Source organism: Aeromonas sp. 2MA4, from assembly GCF_029237305.1.
Lineage (GTDB): Bacteria > Pseudomonadota > Gammaproteobacteria > Enterobacterales > Aeromonadaceae > Aeromonas > Aeromonas salmonicida.
In genome coordinates this window covers 76,615-97,537 of sequence record NZ_JAACFY010000018.1, presented here as the reverse complement: position 1 = coordinate 97,537, position 20,923 = coordinate 76,615, and the positions used below count along the sequence as shown (strand labels likewise).

The following is a 20,923-nucleotide window of genomic DNA, read 5'->3' as shown; positions in this document are numbered from 1 at the left end:
CAAGAGAACGGGGCGAGCCTCGATAGCGGTGTTATGGGAGGGCTGGTTTAGGTTACAGACCCTCCTTGAAGGCTATGAACTGGCACTGTCTCTTGAGCATCAACAGATGTGATCAAGAGACAGCCCTAGGGTGCCCTTGTTGCATCTTGCAAGGCGGCTTATCCGCCATAAGAAAGTGTGATTGGGCCCGACCCCCCATGGCTGGCAGGATCGGGCTCGCCACAGGAGACCCCCATGCCGCTCGATACCATTCACGACTTCAACTACCAGCTACTGGCCCAATTGCCTCACCAGCGCTATCAGCACGAACCCATCCTCGACTACGCCACCGATGAAAGAGTCAGGGCCCGCTTTGGCTGGCAGGCGGTGTTCAGCAAGACCTTGTTTCTCAAATTCAAGGATGGCCGCTTCGCCCTGCTGCTGACCCATCAAGGGGGGCGACTCGACAACAAGGCGGTCAAGGCCGCGCTCGGTGCCAAGCCGTCTATCTGCACCGCCGAGGAAATGCAGGCAGAGATTGGCTGCCTGCCGGGAGCCGTCTGCCCCTTCCTGCCGAGGGCTGATATTCCCTTGCTGGTGGACTCTGCCCTGTTGACCCATGATGCCTTCACCTGGACGCCGGGCCACCCGGAGCAGACCTTTATCCTGGCGACCGAGCATCTGCCCCGAGTGCTGGCCCAGTTACCCTGCCAGGTCAGCTATCTCACCACGATTCAAGCCTGATTGCTGACGACAGCGACCGGATCACGCCTTGTCGCTTGCCAGTTGGGCAAAGATGAGAGCCGCCAGCATGGACATGAGACCGATGCACAAATAGGTGAGGTGGAAACCGGCCAGCCACTGCCCACCCGAGGCTGACGAACCGGCGGAGAAGAGCCCCAGCAGGCTGGCGGCGATGGCGACCCCCAAGCTCATGGAGAGCTGCATCACCACAGACAGCAGTCCATTGCCGCTACTGGCATGTTCCGGGCTCAAATCCTGCAGGGTCAGGGTATTCATGGCGGAAAACTGCAATGAGTTGATGGCGCCAAACACCATCAGCCAGCCCAGCAGCACCCCATAGGGAAGCTGGTTATCGATGAGGGCAAAACTGGCGATCATGGCCCCCAGTGCCAGGGTGTTGCCGATCAGGATGCGGCGATAACCGATGAGCGGAATCAGCTTGTTCACCAGCGTCTTGGTCAGCATGGCGCCGAGTACAGTGGGGATCATGGTCATCCCCGCCTTGCTCGGCGAGAACCCCAGCCCCAGTTGCAGAAAGAGCGGCGTGAGGAAGGGCATGGCGCCGCTGCCGAGGCGGGCAAACAGGTTGCCCCAGACACCGATGGCGAAGGTGGATGTCTTGAACAGCGCCAGACTGAACAGCGGTTGCTCGGCATTGGCGGCATAGAGCCAGTAGCTCGCCATGGCGGCCAGGCCGGACAGCAACGCAAACAGCGCCCAACCAGTGGAGATGCTGTGCTCACCCAGCCCCTGCAAGCCCACCGACACCAGCACCATGCCGGCGCTGAACAGCACGAAGCCCTGCCAGTCGAACTTTGCCGTGCCTTGACGCAGGTCGGGCATGAAGTGCCAGCTGGCGATAAAGCCGAGTATCCCCACCGGCAGGTTGATGAGAAACACCCAGTGCCAGCTCGCCACCTCCACCAGCCAGCCGCCCAGTGCCGGGCCGATCAAGGGCCCCACCAGGCCGGGGATGGTGACGAACGACATCACCCGCAACAGCTCGTGCTTGCTGTAGACCCTCAGCACGGCGAGGCGCCCCACCGGCATCAGCAGGGCGCCGCCTATGCCCTGCAACACCCGTGCGGCCACCAGCATGGGCAGCGTATTGGCGGCGGCGCAGGCCAGAGACCCCAGGGTAAACAGCAGGATAGCCGCCAGATAAATACGGCGAGTGCCGAATCGGTCCGCCAACCAGCCAGATGCGGGAATGAGCAACGCCACCGTCAGCATGTAGGCGATGATCACCGACTGCATCTGCAGCGGGCTCTCCCCCAGGGTTTCGGCCATGCTGGGCAGGGCCGTATTGAGGATGGTGCCATCCAGGGTTTGCATGAAGAAGCCGACCGCCGCCAGCGGCGGCAGCCACTTGCGTTGGGCAGGCGTAACCATGTGTGTGCTATCGGGCATGAGCAGCCACCTCCTCTTCAGATAAAAAAAGACCCGCACGAAAGCGGGTCATATCAGCCTGTCAGGCATCCGGCTGGCCGAGCATGGCTCTGAGCTGCTCTTCCAGACTGGGCTCGGGGGCCTTGAGCGTATCCAGGAACAACCGCTCTATCCCCGCCTTGTCCTGACTTTTCACGATAAACACCAGCCGGGACTGGGCCTTGCCCTCCGGCCAATCTCCCAATGCCTGCAGCGGATAGAGCTGGCCGTGGACGCCGTGGATCACCACGGGCTGGCTCTCTCCCTCCAGCTGCAAGATCCCCTTGAGCCGCAGCAGGGCATCGCCATATTGGACCTGCACCGCATCGATGGCGGCCAGCAGGCGGGATGGCTTGAGCGGCTCACCGATGCGCAGGGAGAAGCTCTCTATGTTGCCGTGCTCGAAGTGGGTCGGCGCGGCCGTGCCCACCTTGGCGGCGAACGGCTTCATCTTCGGCTGCATCGGCGAGGCCAGCCCCTGCTTGGGGGATTCGGTGCGCAGCCAGGCCAGCAGCTGGCGCACGTCGCGCCCCGCCGCCTCGTTGTAGGCACCCAGCTTCTCCAGCACCGCAGGCGACAGCTCGCCGTTGGTGACCCGCTCGATGGGGGCCGCCGGGTTGAGGGCGGCCAGCTGGGCCTCGACGCGCTCCAGCTGATCGCCATCCACCAGATCCCCCTTGCTCACCACCAGCAGATCCGCCAGCGCCACCTGTTTCACCGCTTCATACTGAGCCGCCAGCTGCTGCTCGATATGGCCAGCATCCACCACTGTCACTGTGCCATCGAAGCGGTAGCGCTGGGCGATAAAGCCCTCTTCGCGCAGGGTAAAAAGCACGGGCGCCGGATCGGCCAGACCGGTTGTTTCTATGATGAGCCTTTTGAACGGCTTGATCTTGCGCTGGATGGCGCGCATGAACAGCCCCTGCAGCGCTTCCACCAGGGAACCCTGCACCGAGCAGCAGATGCAGCCGGAGTCGAGCAGCACCACCTGCTCGTCAACCTGCTGCACCAGATGGTGATCCAGCCCCACAGAGCCGAACTCATTGATGAGCACGGCGCACTCACCGAGTTCCGGCTGCTTGACCCAGTAGTTGAGCAATGTGGTCTTGCCGCTGCCGAGAAAACCGGTCAGCAGGGTTACGGGGATCCGGGTGTCTTGCATATCTGTCATATCGATGACTCCCCCTTGGTCGGCAGGGTGATGAGCGCGCGGGTATCTTGCATATGGGTCATGTTCAATCCTTACCGGTTGGCGAACAGATCGCTGAGCCAGCGGTTCTCGAAGCGGCCATGGGGATCGAGCTCGCCCTTGAGGGCCAGGAAGTCGTTCCAGCGCGGCAGCAGGGCCGGGAAGTCGTAGAGATCCATCGCCAGATGCTTACCGAAGTGGGGAATGCCGCCGAGGGGCACCAGCAGTTGCTGCAACTCCCGCATCTGCTCCATGGAGCCGTTGACGAAGGTGCCGTCCGCCGCCAGATAGACCAGAAAACCGACCCAGCAGACCGATTTATCGTAGGCGGCGCTGAGCCAGGCCTCGGAGGGACCGGTACAACGCAGGATAAAGGGGTAGTGCAATACGCCCGGGTTGGCCTGCTGCCACGCTTGCAGGGTCTCCAGCGCCTCATTCATGCGGTGCAGCGGCACCGCCACCTCGCAGTTGATCTGGGGAGCCGGAATCCCCTTGCAGAGGATCTGGTAGACGTTGCCCACCAGATCGGAGGCATCCTTGAAGCGGCGCACCGTCTCGAAGTGCTCCCCCGCCAGCGCCTCATCCTTGGTGTCTTTCGCCATTTTCTGCAGGGTGGCATCTATGGTGGCGTTCATGCGGGCATCGATGTCGCCCTCCAGCAGCAGCGGCTCGCTGCCGGCGGCACGGTAACGGGCCACCTCTTCCTCGGAAGCGGGATCCACCAGCCAGATGTGGCTCTCGCCGGTCCAGGCGAACCACCAGCTCTTCACGAAGCCGTGCTCGCGATTGAGCCGCTCGTTGTGCTCGAGCAGGAAGGGATAGTCGGTGGTGAACTTGGTGCAGCGCATGATGCGGTTAGGCACGGTGCGAAGGCGCACGTCGAGCAATATGCCGAGCATGCCCATCCCCATTACGAAGGCACCGAAGCGCGGATCGGTGCGATCGACCCGGATGATGTCGCCATTGGCCAGCATCACAGTCATCGCCTCCACGGCATCGCACAGGGCGGACTGGTGCAGCCCCTGGCCGTGGGTGCCTGTGCTGAGCGCACCGCCCAGCGTCTGGATGCCGATGACGCCCGGGGATGCCGGCAGCATCCGCTCCATGGCGATGAGATCGGCGTAGATGGTATCGAGCGGCGTGCCCGCCTGATAGGTGACGGTATCGGCGGTTTTCGCCAGCTGGCCGCGCAGCAGGTACAAATCCACCAGCAGCGCCTGACTGCCCTCGGCATAGACGCTGTGAATGGGCTCGAAGGAGAGGCCTGAGCCGATCAGCCGCAGCTTGCGCTCCGGGTATTCACGCAGCAGCGCCTGCAGCTCGTCGCGGTTCTTCGGGCGCCACACCTGATCCAGGGCGCCGAGGGGGTTGGTCTTGGACCAGTTGAACAGCACCTCCCGATTGTTGATCGCCTTGATGCTGTGAAATGCCTGGAACTTGACCGTCATACCGCGCCTCATCTGACTTCTAAATGAGCGGCAATTCTACCGAAAAGTGGACCACAAGGCATGAAAAACAAGCCCCTACAGTCGGGGGTGGATAAGGAGAGCTGCCGGCTCTGCGCTGACAGGTCACGACACCTGGCGGGCACAAGATGCCTCCCTGGCTCGCATGTGACTGCCGGACAGTGACGACACAGATTCAGCGGGCCCGGAAACCACTGCCACTCTTTTGCGCCGCCAGCAACAAAGCATCGACCACTACGCGCAGCTTGGGCTGCATGTGCTGGCTCCTGGCCCAGATGACATTGATCGGCATCTCGCCACCGGACTGGTCATGAAGCACACAGACCAGCGCTCCCGAATCCAGCTGTTCGTTGACCAGCCAGGTCGGCACCTGAACCAGGCCAAGACCAGCCAGCGCCGCTGCCAACACAGCCTCACCATCCCCCATTTCATAGCGTACCGGGATGTCGTAAGCCTCAGTCCGGCCTGCGCCATTTCGGAGCAGCCAGCTATGGCGATGCCCAGAGCGCCAGTCAATGATGCAGTCGTGCCGTGACAACTCATCCGGGGTCAGGGGAACCCCGCGTCGTGCCAGATAGGAAGGGGCCCCGCAGATGACCAGCTTCTGCTCTCCCAGCCGACGCGCAACGAGATCGGCCTGATCCTCCAGCGCACCTATGCGCACCACCAGATCGATGTTGGCCTCAATGAGATCGACCTTGCGCTCATTGAAGGTCACCGACAGATCCAGCTGCGGATGGCTGCCAGCCAGATCCAGCAGGATCGGCAGTACATGCCGGCGGCCGAACGCAGAAGGAAGATCGATACGAACGCGACCCGACGGACTCTGCTTTTCCGATGCAAAACTGCTCTCTGTCTCCTCCAAAACTCTGATCGCCTGGAGACAACTGGCCAGATACGCCTCCCCCTCCTGGGTCAAACTCACCCGACGGGTTGTTCTGTGCAACAGCTTGACCCCCAGTCGCGCCTCCAGCCGCACTATGCTCTTGCTCAACGCCGAGCCGGTCAGCCCCAGCGCCAATGCCGCCACGGTAAAGCTGCCCGACTGCGCCACGGCGACAAAGTGTCTGACACTCAGAAACGGGTCTTGTAGTGCCACGGATTCAGTCCCTGAAGGAAATAGAGATTGGAATAATAGCCACTTAATCAATTTCAAGGAATCAATCACACTGTTTACAGGCTCATTCAACGCCGCATCTTGCAGGTGATGGATTGGATGCCCTTGAGTTCCCAACTCGCTCAGACATGACTTCATGACCAGACAGGAGAGACCAGATGTTGACCGTTAAATCCCTCAGTGGACAAGTTGCCTTCGTACAGGGTGGTTCACGCGGCATTGGTGCCGCCATTGTAAAACGCCTCGCCCGCGACGGTGCCGCAGTTGCCTTCACTTATGTCTCCTCGGCCAGCAAGGCAGAAGAGATAGTCGCGACCATCACGGCTACAGGTGGCAAGGCGCTGGCCATCCGTGCCGACAGTGCAGATGCCATCGCCGTACAGCACGCCATCCGCCAGACAGTCACCACCTTTGGTCGGCTGGACATCCTGGTCAACAACGCCGGGGTGCTGGTATGGGGCAACATTGAAGAGCTGACCCTGGACGATCTCGATCGCACCCTGGCCGTCAACATCCGCAGCGTGTTCGTGGCCTGCCAGGAAGCAGCACACCACATGGGCAAGGGGGGGCGCATCATCAACATCGGCAGCACCAACGCAGACCGCATTCCCATGGCGGGGGGTTCCGTCTACGCCATGAGCAAGTCAGCCCTGGTCGGTTTGACCAAAGGCCTGGCACGGGATTTGGGCCCTAAGGGCATCACGGTGAACAACGTCCAGCCAGGCCCGGTCGATACCGACATGAACCCGGCTGACGGGGAATCGGCGGCGCAGCTCAAGGGGATGATGGCACTGGCCCGTTACGGCAAAGATGAGGAGATCGCCAGCTTCGTCGCCTACTTGGCGGGGCCCGAAGCGGGCTATATCACAGGCGCCAGCCTGACCATAGACGGTGGTTTCTCCGCCTGACCACGTGGATCAGCCTCCCAGTAGCCATAAGTAGTCTCTGCACTGGTCCGGGAGCCGATTGCTGAGCCAAAGACCCCCCTTTGATTCAAAGGAGGGTCTTTTTTTGAGCAATACCGCTGCGCGAGTCTGCTCGTGGGGAAAAAACCTGTTCCGCCCTTCTGGTATCGTCACTCAAAGCGCCCATTCCCTGCTTGGGCAACATGAATCCGATACTCTGTTGTTCTAAAGAATAGGGATTACAACAGCATGAGCCGCTCAGCCCAGATGAGGATCCGCCAGCTCGGGCAAGCTGCCGGCCAAGGCCTCTCCCTGTGGCAAATCGTCACAGAAGTGCTGGAGCGGCATGGGGCGACCAAACAGGTAGCCTTGCAGGTAGTCGACTCCCTTGGCTCTCAGATAGGCGGCCTGCAATTCGCTCTCGACCCCTTCCGCTATCAGTAACAAGCCCAGTCTGGCGCCCAGGTCGATGACATTCGCCACTATGTGCTCGGAGAGTGACTCTGTACCGATACGGCCGATAAAGGATTGGTCGATCTTCAGATAATCCACGTGGAACTGCTGCAGATAGAAGAGGCTGGAGTGACCCGTTCCGAAGTCATCGATGGCCAGCTTGACCCCCATCTGATCCAGTTGCCGGAACAGGGAGAGGGTATTCGGATCCACTACCAGCAGCTCACGTTCGGTCAGCTCCAGCACCAGCACTATCTTGCCGGGGGCAAACTGCGCCAGAAAAGTGCGACACTCCTGCAGCAAAGCCAGGTCGCGACAGTGGGCCGCGCTGATATTGAAACTGATGTGAAAGCCATCGGGCAGGCGTGCCTGCTCCCGGCTCAACACCTGGGCCACCTTCTTCATGATCAGGGTCGTCATGGGCACTATCAGCCCGGACTCCTCCGCCTGGGGAATAAAGAGGTCGGGACGGATAAGACCTGAATTGGGATGCTGCCAGCGCATCAGCACTTCCACCCCCATCAACCTGGTGTCACTCGTGGTAACCAGAGGTTGCAGATAGGGTTCAAACTCCTTGGCCCGCAGCGCTCTGCGCAACTCGCCGACCGGGGAACCCGGGCGGCCCAGCAGCCACCATACCAGCAGTGCAAAGGCTAACGAGAGACCGCACAGCAGAGAGAGGATCAGAGATTTGTGATCCCACAGCGAATGCCAGTAAGCCAGGGTCACGTAACCGGCATGAATGGAGAAGGGGTAATGTGGTGAAGTCAGCTCGGTTCTGGCCAGAGTATGCAGGTCGGGGGCCTTGTCCAGATAGTGGCCTGCTTCATCAAACCAGGTGCTGCCCACCCGCATGAAGAGATTGCCGGCGTGATGGCTCAGGGTCAGCATGACGCTCAGGTATTCCCCATCGATGGCGCTCAAGGCCGCATGCCCTCCCTGCTCACTGCGCACTATCAGCAAGGGATGATTGGCCCGCACCTGATTGCCACGCATCAGCAGCAACTTGCGCGCTATATAGGGGCTGGCATCATCGACCTCACGCACGGAGCCAAACAGGGAGGTGCAGTACAGCATCCCCTCCTTGATCAGATTGACCGAGCGAACAAAAGGCACCAGTGCGACCTGCTCACGCAGCTGAAAATCTATCTCGTCACAAGGCGCGCCCACCAGCGGCAGCACCTGACGATTGGCCCGCTCGGCGTGATCCAGCATGTTTTCCATGAGCGTCATCGCCTTGTGGGCGGCGGCGGCGGAACCGAATTCCAGCTCCTGCATGTAGTTTTTGTGTGTTGCCCATCCTCCCACCAGCAGCGGCAGGATGAACACCATGAAAGCGCAGCAGAGCCGAAGCCAGCGGCGGGAGAGATCGATATAAAAAAAATGCATAACCGATTCATCCAAAGAAACGGCCCGCCAGCCCGAATCAGGTGAGCATCAGGCAAACGGCAATGTGGTTATGACGACAAGCCCCACCAGTCTGCGCTGACCGGGCCTTCCCCCTGCTTTCCCGCAGTGACTGTCGCGGGGATCCCCCTCTCTTCTTTCTGGCAATGCAGGACAAAAGGAGGGGTGCAGCTTACCTCAGCTTGCCATCCGAACCACTTATCCTGAATAAATATTTGTGTCTGTATGCATCGTATGCAGCCCTGTTACCCAATAAAAAGAGCCCCGGCACTGCCGGGGCTCTGTTGCATCAGATGACGGCGAATGCCGGAATCTTATACCGCTTGCTGCAGGATCACCGCATCGGCCTTCTTGGTGTAGGAGGCGATCTCGTTGAAGTTGAGGTAGCGGTAAGTATCTGCCGCAGTGGCATCGAGCGCCTTGGCGTACTGCAGATACTCGGCAACGGTCGGGATCTTGCCAAGGATGGCGGCAACGGCAGCCAGCTCGGCAGAGGCCAGGTAGACGTTGGCACCCTTGCCCAGACGGTTCGGGAAGTTACGAGTGGAGGTAGAGACCACAGAAGCCCCTTCCGCCACGCGCGCCTGGTTGCCCATGCACAGGGAACAACCCGGGATCTCGATACGAGCACCGACGCGACCGAAAATGCCGTAGTAGCCCTCTTCGGTCAGCTGATCCTTGTCCATCTTGGTGGGCGGTGCGATCCACATGCGAGTCGGCAGTTCGCCCTGATACTTCTCGAGCAGTTTGCCGGCGGCACGGAAGTGGCCGATGTTGGTCATGCAGGAACCGATGAAGACTTCGTCGATCTTGCTGCCAGCCACGTCGCTCAGCAAACGGGCATCGTCCGGATCGTTCGGCGCACACAGGATGGGCTCCTTGATGGTAGCCAGATCGATCTCGATGATTTCGGCGTACTCGGCATCCTTGTCCGCTTCCATCAACACAGGGTTAGCCAGCCACTCCTCCATCCCCCGGATACGGCGGGTGATGGTGCGCGGGTCGCCGTAGCCTTCGGACAACATCCATTTCAGCATGACGATGTTGGACTTGAGGTACTCGGTGATCGGCGCCTGATCCAGCTTGATGGTGCAACCGGCGGCGGAACGCTCGGCGCTGGCGTCAGCCAGCTCGAACGCCTGCTCCACCTTCAGAGTCGGCAGACCTTCGATCTCGAGGATACGGCCGGAGAAGATGTTCTTCTTGCCCGCTTTCTCGACGGTCAGCAGCCCTTTCTGGATGGCGGCATAAGGGATGGCATGAACCAGGTCACGCAAGGTGATGCCCGGTTGCAACTCGCCCTTGAAACGCACCAGCACGGATTCCGGCATGTCCAGCGGCATCACGCCGGTCGCGGCGGCAAAGGCCACCAGACCGGAGCCCGCCGGGAAGGAGATACCGATGGGGAAACGGGTGTGGGAGTCACCACCGGTACCTACGGTATCCGGCAGCAACATGCGGTTCAGCCAGGAGTGGATGACGCCATCACCCGGACGCAAGCTCACACCACCGCGATTCATGATGAAGTCCGGCAGAGTGTGGTGAGTCTGCACGTCGATGGGCTTGGGATAGGCAGCTGTGTGGCAGAAGGACTGCATGGTCAGATCGGCGGAGAAGCCGAGGCAGGCCAGGTCTTTGAGCTCATCGCGGGTCATGGGGCCCGTGGTGTCCTGGGAGCCGACCGTGGTCATTCTGGGCTCGCAGTAGGTACCGGGGCGAATGCCCTGCACGCCACACGCCTTGCCCACCATCTTCTGGGCCAGGGTGTAACCCTTGCCGGTATCGGCCACAGGCACAGGACGACGGAATACGGTGGAGAACGGCAGACCCATTGCTTCGCGGGCCTTGTCGGTCAGGCCACGACCTATGATCAGCGGAATACGGCCACCGGCGCGCACTTCGTCGATCAGCACCTCGGTTTTCAGTTCAAACTGGGCAAGCACCTGATCGGTGCCGTGCTTGCAGATCTTGCCGGCAAAGGGGTAGATGTCGATGACATCGCCCATCTCCAGCTTGGAGACGTCCACTTCGATGGGCAGGGCGCCCGCATCTTCCATAGTGTTGAAGAAGATTGGGGCAATCTTGCCGCCGAGACAGACACCGCCGGCGCGCTTGTTCGGCACGAACGGAATGTCGTCACCCATGAACCAGAGCACAGAGTTGGTGGCAGATTTGCGGGAAGAGCCGGTACCGACCACGTCGCCGACATACGCCAGCGGGAACCCCTTCTCTTTCAGGGCATCTATGGTCTTGATGGGGCCGACTGTGCCGTCGTTGTCCGGAGTGATGCCGGGACGGGCGTTTTTCAGCATGGCCAGGGCATGGAGCGGAATATCGGGACGGGACCAGGCGTCCGGCGCAGGGGACAAGTCATCGGTGTTGGTTTCACCGGTCACCTTGAACACGGTCACAGTGATCTTCTCGGCCAGCTCGGGGCGAGAGAGGAACCACTCGGCATCGGCCCAGGATTGCATCACCTGCTTGGCGTGAGCATTGCCCGCCTTGGCCTTCTCTTCCACGTCGTGGAAGGAGTCAAACATCAGCAGGGTGTGAGACAGCCCCTTGGCAGCAAGAGGGGCCAGAGTGGCATGGTCCAGCAGGTCGATCATCGGCTGAATGTTGTAACCACCCTGCATGGTGCCCAGCAGCTCAACGGCTTGTGCGGCGGTCAGGATGGGAGAATGGGCTTCGCCCTTGGCGATGGCGGTGAGGAAACCGGCTTTGACATAAGCCGCTTCATCAACACCTGGTGGAATTCGGGAGGATAACAGCTCTTTCAGAAAGTCTTCTTCGCCAGCGGGCGGGTTCTTGATCAGTTCAACCAGGGCGGCGACCTGCTCTGCATCCAGAGGTTTGGCAACCACGCCCTCGGCGGCACGTTCTGCGACGTGTTTACGGTATGTTTCAAGCACGACTAATTCCTCTTTGGTCTTTTTTTGGGGTTCGCCCAGGCTCGCGGCGATCGTCCTTGCGGGACACCCGTAGGGTGCCCCTCACTATATAAGTTTTAACGAGTAATTAAAATCCAAACCCTGTACAGATATTCGACAATCCAGGCTAACCAATTAAACTTGCTCACATTTTGTCGCCACATAAAAGCCAGGCAAGAAATAAGTTAACAAAAAGGCATCATTTGGCCGTTATTCGAATGTGGTGCCCAATTGCAGATAGAACATGTTGTTGCCTCCCTCCGCTATGCCATAACCGAGGAAGATGGGGCCGAGGAAGCTCTCTATCCCCACGTAGACGGATCCTCCGGTGAAGGAACTCTCGATACTGATGTCTTCCCCCTTATCCCACACCCCTCCTTGCTCGAGGGAGCCCCCAAGATAGAGCGGCGCCCGGAGCGCACCAAAGTCGTTGTCAACCACCCGATAGATGTAGCGCAGCCCGCCAAACAGACTGTAGCGACCGCTCAGCTGGTAGCGCTGGAAACCTGACATACGGAACAGCCCGCCCAGATCCTGCACCAACAGTGGCACCTCTTCCTGGGAGGTGGAGCCACCCCCTTCCAGTATCAAGTTCAGGCTGTGTCTGTCCCAGGACCAGGGCTTGATCATAGAGAGGTGATAATTGACCCCTTCATTTCGCTCGTTATCGTTATCTTCATCATCATTGTGATAATCCAGCCGGACATGGGAATAGCCACCCTTGATGTCCCAGAAAACCCCCTCATAGGGGAAGTAGCGGCTGTCGAGGGTATCGTGCTCGAAACGGACATAAGGCCCCCAAGAGATGGCATCCGAATTCACGCCATTCAAGTTCCTGACATCGATACTGCCCATCTTGCCGTCCACCCCCAGCGAGAGGCGACTCCAGGGCTGCAGATTCCAGCCCAGAGCCAGATCGGTACTGAAGAAGGAGTACTCAGTATCGAGATAGTTAAAAGACTGATCTTCCGGATCCGGGTTGAAAAGGCTTCGCAGGGTCTTGTCATACGCAAAGCTGGCCTCGCCGTAGAAGGTCTGGGAAGGCTCCAGCGGCGAATAGAAGTTGGTCTTGAGGTGCTTGGCGGTGCCCAGGGAAGCCTCAGTCAGCCACTCGGCGCCCCACTCATTCAAGTTGGTGAGTGTGTAGGACATGCCGACGTTGTAGTTGGAGCTGCTCTCGAAGTCGTCGGAGAAGCCAAACTGGAAGTTGAGGTAGCCCGGCCCCCAGTTTTTCTCGCTGGCATCAACCACCAGCACGTTCTCTCCGTCGCGCTCTTCCACCTCATAGGTGATGCGGTCAAACGACTCCAGTGCGTAGAGGCGGCGAATGCCCGCCTCCAGGCTTTCGTTGGTCTGTATCTTGTCGGGTTTCACCTTCAACATGGCGCGCACCGTCTCGTCGGAAAGGCGTGACTTGTTGAGGATCTCCACCTTGTCGATGTAGTAGGCGGACTGACCGCTGCGCTCGGCACGGCGGCTCAGCTTCTGGTTGCGATAAGCGGCGTACTCCCTGGGAGAGAGAGAGAGCGCATCGAGCTGGGTAGCGGCACGGTAGGCCACCGCCTCCCCCTGCTTGATCCCTTCCGGCATCAGGGCAAAGTCGGCAATGCCCATGTTGCCAAATTCAGGGGTCAGCAATATGTCTTTCGGCCCCAGCAGTGCCTTCTGCTTGTCGGTGCCGACCTGGGTCATGTAGGTGGTGAGCTGGTCTATCATGGCGAGGCCGGACTTGAGGGATTCCCGGGTGCGCAACCTGGCGCCTATGTCCACCGCTATCACCACATCAGCCCCCATCTCCTTGGCGACATCGACCGGCATGTTATTGACTGTGCCGCCGTCCGCCAGGATATGCCCCTCCCACTCCACCGGTTTGAGGGCGCCAGGAATGGACATGGATGCCTGCATCGCCTTGGCAAGGCTGCCCCCTTCCAGTACGAAGGGCGTCACAGTCTCCATATCAGTGGCAACGGCGCGATAGGGAATAGGCAAGTCGTCAAAGCTCTTCTGCACCGGCAGGTTGGAGGTAGCATGGCGCAGCAGGCTGGCCATGGATTGCCCCTGGAAGAATCCATCCGGGAACTGAACCGAATCACCGTTGACACCGATATCGGTGCGCAGCTGATACTTCTCGCTCTGCTGCTTCTTGCGCAGGGATAGCTCGTCCCGACCGACCTTGTCCTGATATCCCTTGTTCCAGTCGATGGCCAGGGTGGTGCGCTCCACCTCCTCGGCGCTGAGCCCCATGGCGTACATGCCCGCCACGTAGGAGCCCATGCTGGTGCCCACTATGATATCCACCGGAATGCGTTTCTCCTCCAGCACCTTGAGGATGCCGATATGAGCCGACCCCTTGGCACCGCCACCGCTCAGCACCAGGGCAATCCTGGGCCGTTCGGACTGGGCCGCCGCCATGAGTGGCAAGCTGGCCAGCAAAATCAGAAACAGGTGGGTCCATCCCCGACGAAAGATGCGCATATGATTTTCCATTGAATCCAGTACGAGCCAAGTAAGCAGTGACGCTTACTATAAAGTGCGAAAAGCTAACCGCAACAGCCACGACAGCAATATAGGGCTGCGATGGAGGCGCTGTTCGTTGATAAACCGGAGCTGCACCAGCGCGCCTCTGTGAGCGCAAACGCAATCCATCAATAAAACCGGTTAGCCCCTCAAGGGCATCACCATACTGCCGTTAATATGTGCTCAATCCCGTCTCCACACTTCTGAGTCACTCCCATGCTTGCACGCCTGACACTCAAACAGAAAATTCTGGCCACCGTCACCCTGGCCGTAGTGCTCTCCTGCCTGCTGGTGGGTTACTTCAGCCAGCGCTCGGCGCAACAACTGATCGAAACCCGCATGTTCGAGCAGGAGTTGCCCAACCTGACCCAGCGTATCGGCAAGGAGATCGAGAAGGATCTGACTTCGGTCGCCAATGCCGCCAGACAGCTGGCCAACGACCGCTTCGTACTGGACTGGGTCGCCCGCGGCATGCCCAGGGAGCAGGAGTCCATCCTCATCGATCAGCTCAAGGACATGACGGCCCAGTATGGTTTGGTGACCGCCTCCTTCGCCGATCGGCAGAGCGCGGCCTACTACAACCAGGATGGCTTCCTGCGCAACCTGACCCCGGAGCAGGACGCCTGGTTCTACGGATATACCAAGAGCCCGCAAGACCTGATGCTCAGCATCTTTCGCGAGACCAATGGCGAGGTGAAGCTGTTCGTCAACTTCCAGCAGCTCAACGGCCGCGGTCTGGCGGGGCTCGCCAAGTCCCTCGACAGCATGGTCAGCATGCTCGCCAACTTCCGGATCGGTGACAGCGGCTTCGTGTTCATGACAGATGGCAGCGGCAAGGTGAAGCTGCACCCGGATGCCGCCCGCATCGATCGGGACAACCTGACCCAACTGGCCAGCGGCACCACAACCAACCTTCTGACCAAGCAAGCGTTCGCAGCCACCCAGGCCGAGGTCGATGGCCAGGCCGTGATACTGGCCACCAGCTACATCCCCATGCTCGACTGGTATCTGGTGGCCCAGGTGCCGGAAGCCGAGATCTATGCCGAGCTGGACAAGGCACGACTGCACATTGTGCTGGTGAGCCTGGCCATCGCCGCCGGCATGGGCTTGCTCGGCATGCTGCTGGCCGGTTCCGTCAGCCGCCCGCTCAACGAGCTGGCCCGCCTGTTCCGTGAACTGGGCAGTGGCGATGGCGATCTCACCCAGCGCCTCAAAGTAGAAGGCCACGACGAGCTGACCCAGGTTGCCACCGGCTTCAACAACTTCGTCGCCAAGATCCACGGCTCCATCGAGCAGGTCGCCAGCAACTCCCGCCAACTGGCCGCTACAGCCAACGAGGTGGCCAGCAAGGCGCAGCTGACCCAGCACAACTGTACCGCCCAGCGTGACCGTACCGTCCAGGTGGCGACCGCCATTCACGAGATGGGGGCGACGGTAGGCGAGATCGCCGGCAACGCCTCCCTGGCGGCGGACGTAGCCAGACAGGCCAACGAGCAGGCGGATGCGGGTGCTGTCGTCGTCGCCCAGGCCCGCCACGGCATCGTCGGCCTCTCCAGCGAGATTGAGCAGGTCGCCGGTGTCATTGAATCCCTGGCCAACCAGACCGACTCCATTGGCAGCATACTCGACACCATCCGCAGCATCTCGGAGCAGACCAACCTGCTGGCCCTCAACGCAGCCATCGAGGCGGCACGGGCCGGTGAACAGGGCCGGGGCTTTGCCGTGGTAGCCGACGAGGTACGCAATCTGGCGAGCCGATCCGCCGCCTCCACCGCCGAGATCCAGGGTATGATCAACCGGCTGCAGGAACAAAGCGCCCGCGCGGTCAGTGCCATGGCCCAGGGTCGCAGCCAGAGTCTGGAAGTGGTGGCTCAGGCTGATGAAGCCAATGCCGCCCTTGGCCATATCACGGCCCACATCACCCAGATCAGTGACATGAACATCCAGGTCGCCACCGCTACCGAGGAGCAATCCAGCGTGGTGGGCGAGATCAATCGCAACGTGGAAGACATCAACCAGCTCACCATGGAGACGGCCGACATAGCCCACCAACTGACCGAGTCGAGCCGCAGCCTGCAACAACTCTCAGGCGAGCTGGACAAGCTGGTCGGCAACTTCCGCCTGTAAGCGGCGTCGGGAGTCACACCTAAAAAGGAGCGCCATGGCGCTCCTTTTTATGCGGCTTGCGGCCCATTCCCCGTGCCTTTGCCCGAGAGGCGGCCAATTCATATCTATACTGGCAGCAACCCTCATCGACCACATCATGGCCAGCCATGAAGGAGCACTCCCTTGCTAGAAGGTAAACTGACGCTCAAATTGCAGCTGATCCTGGCTGTCACAGTGCCCTGTCTCGCCCTCTTGCTCGTGGGTGGCGCCAGCCTGCGAAGCATGGGCTCCATCCAGCAGCAATCCACCGAGCTCTACCAGAACACGGCCACCCCCATGCGCGCCATGGCGGAAGTGGTATCACGTATCCCCCGCATGCGGGTAGGGATCGACATGATGCTGCTGCAAGATACGTCCCTCAAGGATGAACGAGGCGTACTCAGTCGGGTCAAAGATGCCCGTGACGAGGACATTCCCGAGATGCGTCAGGCCATGCAGCAAGCGGTAACCGCCCAGACGGATCCGGCGGCCAGAGCGGATGCGCAAAAACTGCTGAGCCAGTTTGAAGGAATGGAGAGCAACGAGCTGAACCCCATGCTGCAGGCGCTGGAAAAAGGGGACATGGAAGCGGCGAGAGGCATCTATCGGGATCGCTATACGGTCACCTATGGCACCATGCGCAAGGATGCCAACGCCCTGCTCGACGGCCTGATCCAGCAGGCACAGCAGCGCCATCAGCGCGGTGAGCAGAGCTATGCCAGCGGACGAATGCAGATGATCACCATCATCAGCGGCGCCATCCTCATCTCGCTGCTGGTCTCGGTGCTCATCCTGATCAACCTCAAGCGTCGGGTCGGCTTCCTGCAACAGTACATCGGCTATGCCGCCGAGCATCTGGCGCTGGACTCCCGCGCCAAGCTCACTGGCAACGACGAGCTGGCGGAGATCACTGAGAGCTTCAACCACTTCGTCAGCAAGATCCACAGCGCCATCGAGCAGGTCGCCAGAAACTCCCACCAGCTCGCCGCCACCGCCGACGAAGTGGCCAGCAAGGCGCAGCTGACCCAGCAAAACTGCACCGCCCAGCGTGACCGCACTGTGCAGGTGGCCACCGCCATCCACGAGATGGGGGCAACCGTGAGCGAGATAGCGGGCAACGCCTCCCAAGCCGCCGAGGTGGCCAGACAGGCCAACGACCAGGCTGAAGCAGGCGCTGGCGTGGTGGCCCAGGCCCGCCACGGCATAGTCGGTCTCTCCGACGAGATTGCACAGGTGGCGGGCGTGATAGAGTCGCTGGCGACGCAGACCGACTCCATCGGAAGCATCCTGGAGACCATTCGCAGCATCTCGGAGCAAACCAACCTGCTGGCCCTCAACGCCGCCATCGAGGCAGCCCGCGCCGGTGAACAGGGCCGCGGCTTCGCCGTGGTGGCCGACGAGGTGCGCAACCTCGCCAACCGCTCCGCCGCCTCCACCGCCGAAATTCAGGGCATGATCAACCGGCTGCAGGATCAGAGTGCCCGTGCTGTCAGCGCCATGACTCAGGGCCGCAGCCAGAGCCTGGCGGTAGTGACCCAGGCCGACGAGGCCAATGGCGCACTCGGTCAGATCACCGCTTACATCACCCAGATCAACGACATGAACATCCAGGTCGCCACCGCCACCGAAGAGCAGTCGAGCGTGGTCGGCGAGCTCAATCGCAACGTGGAGGACATCAACCAGCTCACCATGGAAACTGCCGACATAGCCCACCAGCTGACCGACGCCAGCCGCAGCCTGCAACAACTCTCCGGCGAGCTCGACAAGCTGGTGGGCAATTTCCGGCTGTAACCCCTTCTTCCCCTCACACGAGGAGCGCCGCGGCGCTCCTCGTCATATCAGCGGCAAGCCATGACGCACACCCGCAAACTCGCCTCCGCCCCTGCCTGGAAATGCCCCATAATCAGGGAAATAACAGGAGGTATCATGAGCAAGCTGGTGGTGACTATGTTGCTGGGGAGTCTGCTCTGCGCCTGCAGCAGCGGGCCAGTGCGGGTGCACGGGGCCGATGTCAGCGTGGACGATACCCGGATCCGGGTCAGTGATGGCAGCAATGGGGGCAATGGAACCTTCTGCCCTCCAGGTCAGGCCAAAAAAGGGCGCTGCTAGCGCCCTTTTTTACAATCGTACATCTGCTTGTCCGCCTGTTGCAGCAGCAGGTCCAGCGCCGGTGGCGAGAGCGCATCATAGTGCCCCACCCCGACCGAGCAGCTCAGCCGATAGGGTTTGCCGCTCTCCCGATTGAACCCGGCCAGGGCCTCATCGAGCCGTGCCAGCACCCGTGGCACCTCTGCCGGCCCAGTACCCGGCAGCAATACCGCAAACTCGTCCCCGCCCAGCCGGGCAAAGATGTCTGCATCACGAAATACGCCACACATGAGGCTCGCCATCTGTCGCAGGGCATCGTCACCGACGTCGTGCCCCAGCCGATCGTTGATCTCCTTGAACCAGTTGAGGTCGAGAAACAGCAGGGTCGCCGCTCTCCCCTGACGATGGGCGAGTTGCAGGCATTTGTGTGCCAGCAGCATGAAACCGCACCGGTTGGTGATGCCGGTCAACTCATCCATGGTGGCCAGCTGGATCGCCGCGAGTTCGCGCTCCACCATGCCGGCCAGGTCCGTCAGCAAGTCCCGCTGACGCTCATCCAGCAGGCGCGGCTTGCGATCTATGATGCACAGGGTCCCCAACTTGTACCCCTCCCCAATCTGCAACGGGCTGCCCGCATAGAAACGTATGTGGGGATCCCCGGATACCAGCGGATTGTCGGCGAAGCGCAGATCCCGGGTCGCATCCTCCACCACGAAGAGCTCATCGCCGAGAATGGCATGACCACAGAAGGAGATGTCCCGCGGCGTCTCCGGCACAGGCAAACCACAGCAGGATTTGAACCACTGCCGATCCTCATCCACCAGTGACACCAGCGAGATGGGCACATCGAACATGTTGCGGGCCATACGTGTTATCCGGTCGAATCTTTCTTCGGCAGAGGTATCCAGAATGGCCATACGGCGCAGCACATCGAGGCGCAGGCGTTCGTTGTCAGGAGTGGCCGGTGTTTGCATCGCAGGATCCATCGCGTGAAGTAACAGCCCTCAGCATAGCAATCGGCCCCGAACAAATCTCTTTATTCATCAAAAACAAAAAAGCCGCTCCTGAGAGCGGCTTTTTTCATGTTGGCTGCGAGAAGAAAATTACTTCTTCTTTTTGGCCTTGGCATTCGGCAGGTCGGTGATGGAACCTTCGAACACTTCGGCAGCCAGACCCACGGACTCGTGCAGAGTCGGGTGAGCGTGGATGGTCAGGGCGATGTCTTCGGCGTCAGCACCCATTTCGATGGCCAGACCGATTTCACCCAGCAGTTCACCACCGTTGGTACCCACGATGGCACCACCGATGACGCGGCCGCTCTCCTTGTCGAAGATCAGCTTGGTCATGCCGTCGGAGCAATCAGACGCAATGGCACGGCCGGACGCAGCCCACGGGAAAGTGGCGACTTCGAAGTTCAGCCCCTGTTGCTTGGCTTCCTTCTCGGTCAGGCCAACCCAGGCCATCTCTGGCTCGGTATAGGCGATGGACGGGATCACTTTCGGGTCGAAGTAGTGCTTCTTGCCGGCGATCACTTCGGCCGCGACGTGACCTTCATGAACACCCTTGTGAGCCAGCATAGGTTGACCGACGATGTCACCGATGGCGTGGATGTGAGCGACGTTGGTACGCAGCTGCTTGTCCACTTCGATGAAACCGCGCTCGGTCACGGCAACGCCGGCCTTCTCGGCATCCATCAGCTTGCCATTCGGCACACGGCCTACGGCGACCAGCACGTTGTCGTAACGTACCGGCTCGGCGGGAGCATGCTTGCCTTCGTAAGAGACGTACAGGCCGTCTGCACGGGCTTCAACTGCGGTGACCTTGGTCTCCAGCATGATGTTGAATTTCTTGGCAACGCGCTTGGTGTAGATCTTGACGATGTCTTTATCGGCAGCCGGTACCAGCTGGTCGGCAAATTCCACCACGTCGATCTCGGAACCCAGGGAGGAGTAAACGGTACCCATCTCCAGACCTATGATGCCACCACCGATCACCAGCAGCTTGCCCGGTACGGAAGTCAGTTCCAGCGCATCGGTTGAATCCCATACGCGCGGGTCATCATGGGGGATGAACGGCAGTTTCACCGGACGGGAGCCGGCCGCTATGATGGCGTTGTCGAAGGTCACGGTCGTCTTGCCGTCAGCACCTTCCACTTCGAGGGTGTTCGGGCCGGTAAACTTGCCGAAACCGTTGACCACCTGAACTTTACGCATCTTGGCCATACCAGCCAGACCGCCGGTCAGCTGGTTGATGACCTTCTCTTTCCACAGGCGAACCTTGTCGATGTCGGTCTGCGGGGCACCGAAGATGATGCCGTGTTCGGACAGTGCCTTGGCTTCTTCAATGACTTTGGCGACGTGCAGCAGTGCCTTGGACGGGATACAACCCACGTTCAGGCAGACGCCACCCAGGGTGGAGTAACGCTCGACGATAATGGTATCCAGACCCAGATCGGCGGCACGGAAAGCAGCGGAATAACCGGCAGGGCCAGCACCCAGTACTACGACCTGAGTTTTGATTTCTTTACTCATCATGACCTCTTTGTCGTTCTTATA

General features: G+C 60.4%; 14 protein-coding genes. 5 read left to right on the top strand and 9 right to left on the bottom strand.

What is annotated here, in order from left to right:
- Nucleotides 1–234 precede the first annotated feature (234 nt).
- Nucleotides 235–723 (top strand): YbaK/EbsC family protein, encoded by a 489-nt coding sequence (locus GWQ31_RS17305; RefSeq protein ID WP_275909893.1) that lies wholly within the window; start codon nt 235–237, stop codon nt 721–723.
- A 21-nt stretch (nt 724–744) separates the two neighbouring features.
- Here the strand turns inward: GWQ31_RS17305 and mdtD are convergent, their stop codons facing one another.
- The 4 genes from mdtD to GWQ31_RS17285 form a co-directional block, all read right to left on the bottom strand.
- Complete coding sequence (gene mdtD, locus GWQ31_RS17300) at nt 745–2,133, bottom strand: multidrug transporter subunit MdtD (RefSeq protein ID WP_275909892.1); 1,389 nt, start codon at nt 2,131–2,133, stop codon at nt 745–747.
- Nucleotides 2,134–2,194: 61 nt separating this feature from the next.
- Nucleotides 2,195–3,322, bottom strand: a complete 1,128-nt coding sequence (locus GWQ31_RS17295) for a GTP-binding protein (RefSeq protein WP_275909891.1) — start codon at nt 3,320–3,322, stop codon at nt 2,195–2,197.
- Nucleotides 3,323–3,393: 71 nt separating this feature from the next.
- A complete protein-coding gene (locus tag GWQ31_RS17290; RefSeq protein ID WP_275909890.1) occupies nt 3,394–4,788 on the bottom strand; it encodes a D-arabinono-1,4-lactone oxidase in 1,395 nt (464 codons plus the stop codon).
- A 193-nt stretch (nt 4,789–4,981) separates the two neighbouring features.
- Nucleotides 4,982–5,905, bottom strand: coding sequence for a LysR family transcriptional regulator (locus GWQ31_RS17285; RefSeq protein WP_275909889.1), 924 nt, complete (start codon nt 5,903–5,905; stop codon nt 4,982–4,984).
- A gap of 176 nt (nt 5,906–6,081) precedes the next feature.
- Between GWQ31_RS17285 and GWQ31_RS17280 the strand changes: the two genes are divergently transcribed.
- Nucleotides 6,082–6,831: a 3-oxoacyl-ACP reductase family protein gene (locus tag GWQ31_RS17280; RefSeq protein ID WP_275909888.1), complete on the top strand. Its 750-nt coding sequence runs from the start codon at nt 6,082–6,084 to the stop codon at nt 6,829–6,831.
- Between the two features lie 255 nt (nt 6,832–7,086).
- Here the strand turns inward: GWQ31_RS17280 and GWQ31_RS17275 are convergent, their stop codons facing one another.
- From GWQ31_RS17275 to GWQ31_RS17265, 3 genes are all read right to left on the bottom strand, one after another.
- Nucleotides 7,087–8,670, bottom strand: coding sequence for an EAL domain-containing protein (locus GWQ31_RS17275; RefSeq protein ID WP_275909887.1), 1,584 nt, complete (start codon nt 8,668–8,670; stop codon nt 7,087–7,089).
- Between the two features lie 332 nt (nt 8,671–9,002).
- Complete coding sequence (acnB, locus tag GWQ31_RS17270; RefSeq protein WP_275909886.1) at nt 9,003–11,600, bottom strand: bifunctional aconitate hydratase 2/2-methylisocitrate dehydratase; 2,598 nt, start codon at nt 11,598–11,600, stop codon at nt 9,003–9,005.
- Nucleotides 11,601–11,828: 228 nt separating this feature from the next.
- Nucleotides 11,829–14,093: a patatin-like phospholipase family protein gene (locus GWQ31_RS17265; RefSeq protein WP_275909885.1), complete on the bottom strand. Its 2,265-nt coding sequence runs from the start codon at nt 14,091–14,093 to the stop codon at nt 11,829–11,831.
- Between the two features lie 258 nt (nt 14,094–14,351).
- On the opposite strand from GWQ31_RS17265, the gene GWQ31_RS17260 reads away from it, so the two are divergent.
- The 3 genes from GWQ31_RS17260 to GWQ31_RS17250 all read left to right on the top strand — a co-directional run bounded on the left by GWQ31_RS17260 (nt 14,352) and on the right by GWQ31_RS17250 (nt 18,389).
- Nucleotides 14,352–16,262, top strand: a complete 1,911-nt coding sequence (locus tag GWQ31_RS17260; protein WP_059169246.1) for a methyl-accepting chemotaxis protein — start codon at nt 14,352–14,354, stop codon at nt 16,260–16,262.
- 162 nt (nt 16,263–16,424) lie between these two features.
- Nucleotides 16,425–18,071, top strand: coding sequence for a methyl-accepting chemotaxis protein (locus tag GWQ31_RS17255; protein WP_256685959.1), 1,647 nt, complete (start codon nt 16,425–16,427; stop codon nt 18,069–18,071).
- A gap of 135 nt (nt 18,072–18,206) precedes the next feature.
- Nucleotides 18,207–18,389, top strand: coding sequence for a hypothetical protein (locus tag GWQ31_RS17250; protein WP_005314145.1), 183 nt, complete (start codon nt 18,207–18,209; stop codon nt 18,387–18,389).
- Here GWQ31_RS17250 and GWQ31_RS17245 read toward each other — a convergent pair.
- Both GWQ31_RS17245 and lpdA read right to left on the bottom strand, forming a co-directional pair.
- Entirely contained in the window at nt 18,386–19,342 is a 957-nt protein-coding gene (locus GWQ31_RS17245) for a sensor domain-containing diguanylate cyclase (RefSeq protein WP_275909884.1), read from the bottom strand. The genes GWQ31_RS17250 and GWQ31_RS17245 overlap by 4 nt on opposite strands.
- Nucleotides 19,343–19,471: 129 nt before the next feature.
- Nucleotides 19,472–20,899, bottom strand: coding sequence for a dihydrolipoyl dehydrogenase (gene lpdA, locus GWQ31_RS17240; RefSeq protein WP_059113464.1), 1,428 nt, complete (start codon nt 20,897–20,899; stop codon nt 19,472–19,474).
- Between the last annotated feature and the right edge of the window lie 24 nt (nt 20,900–20,923).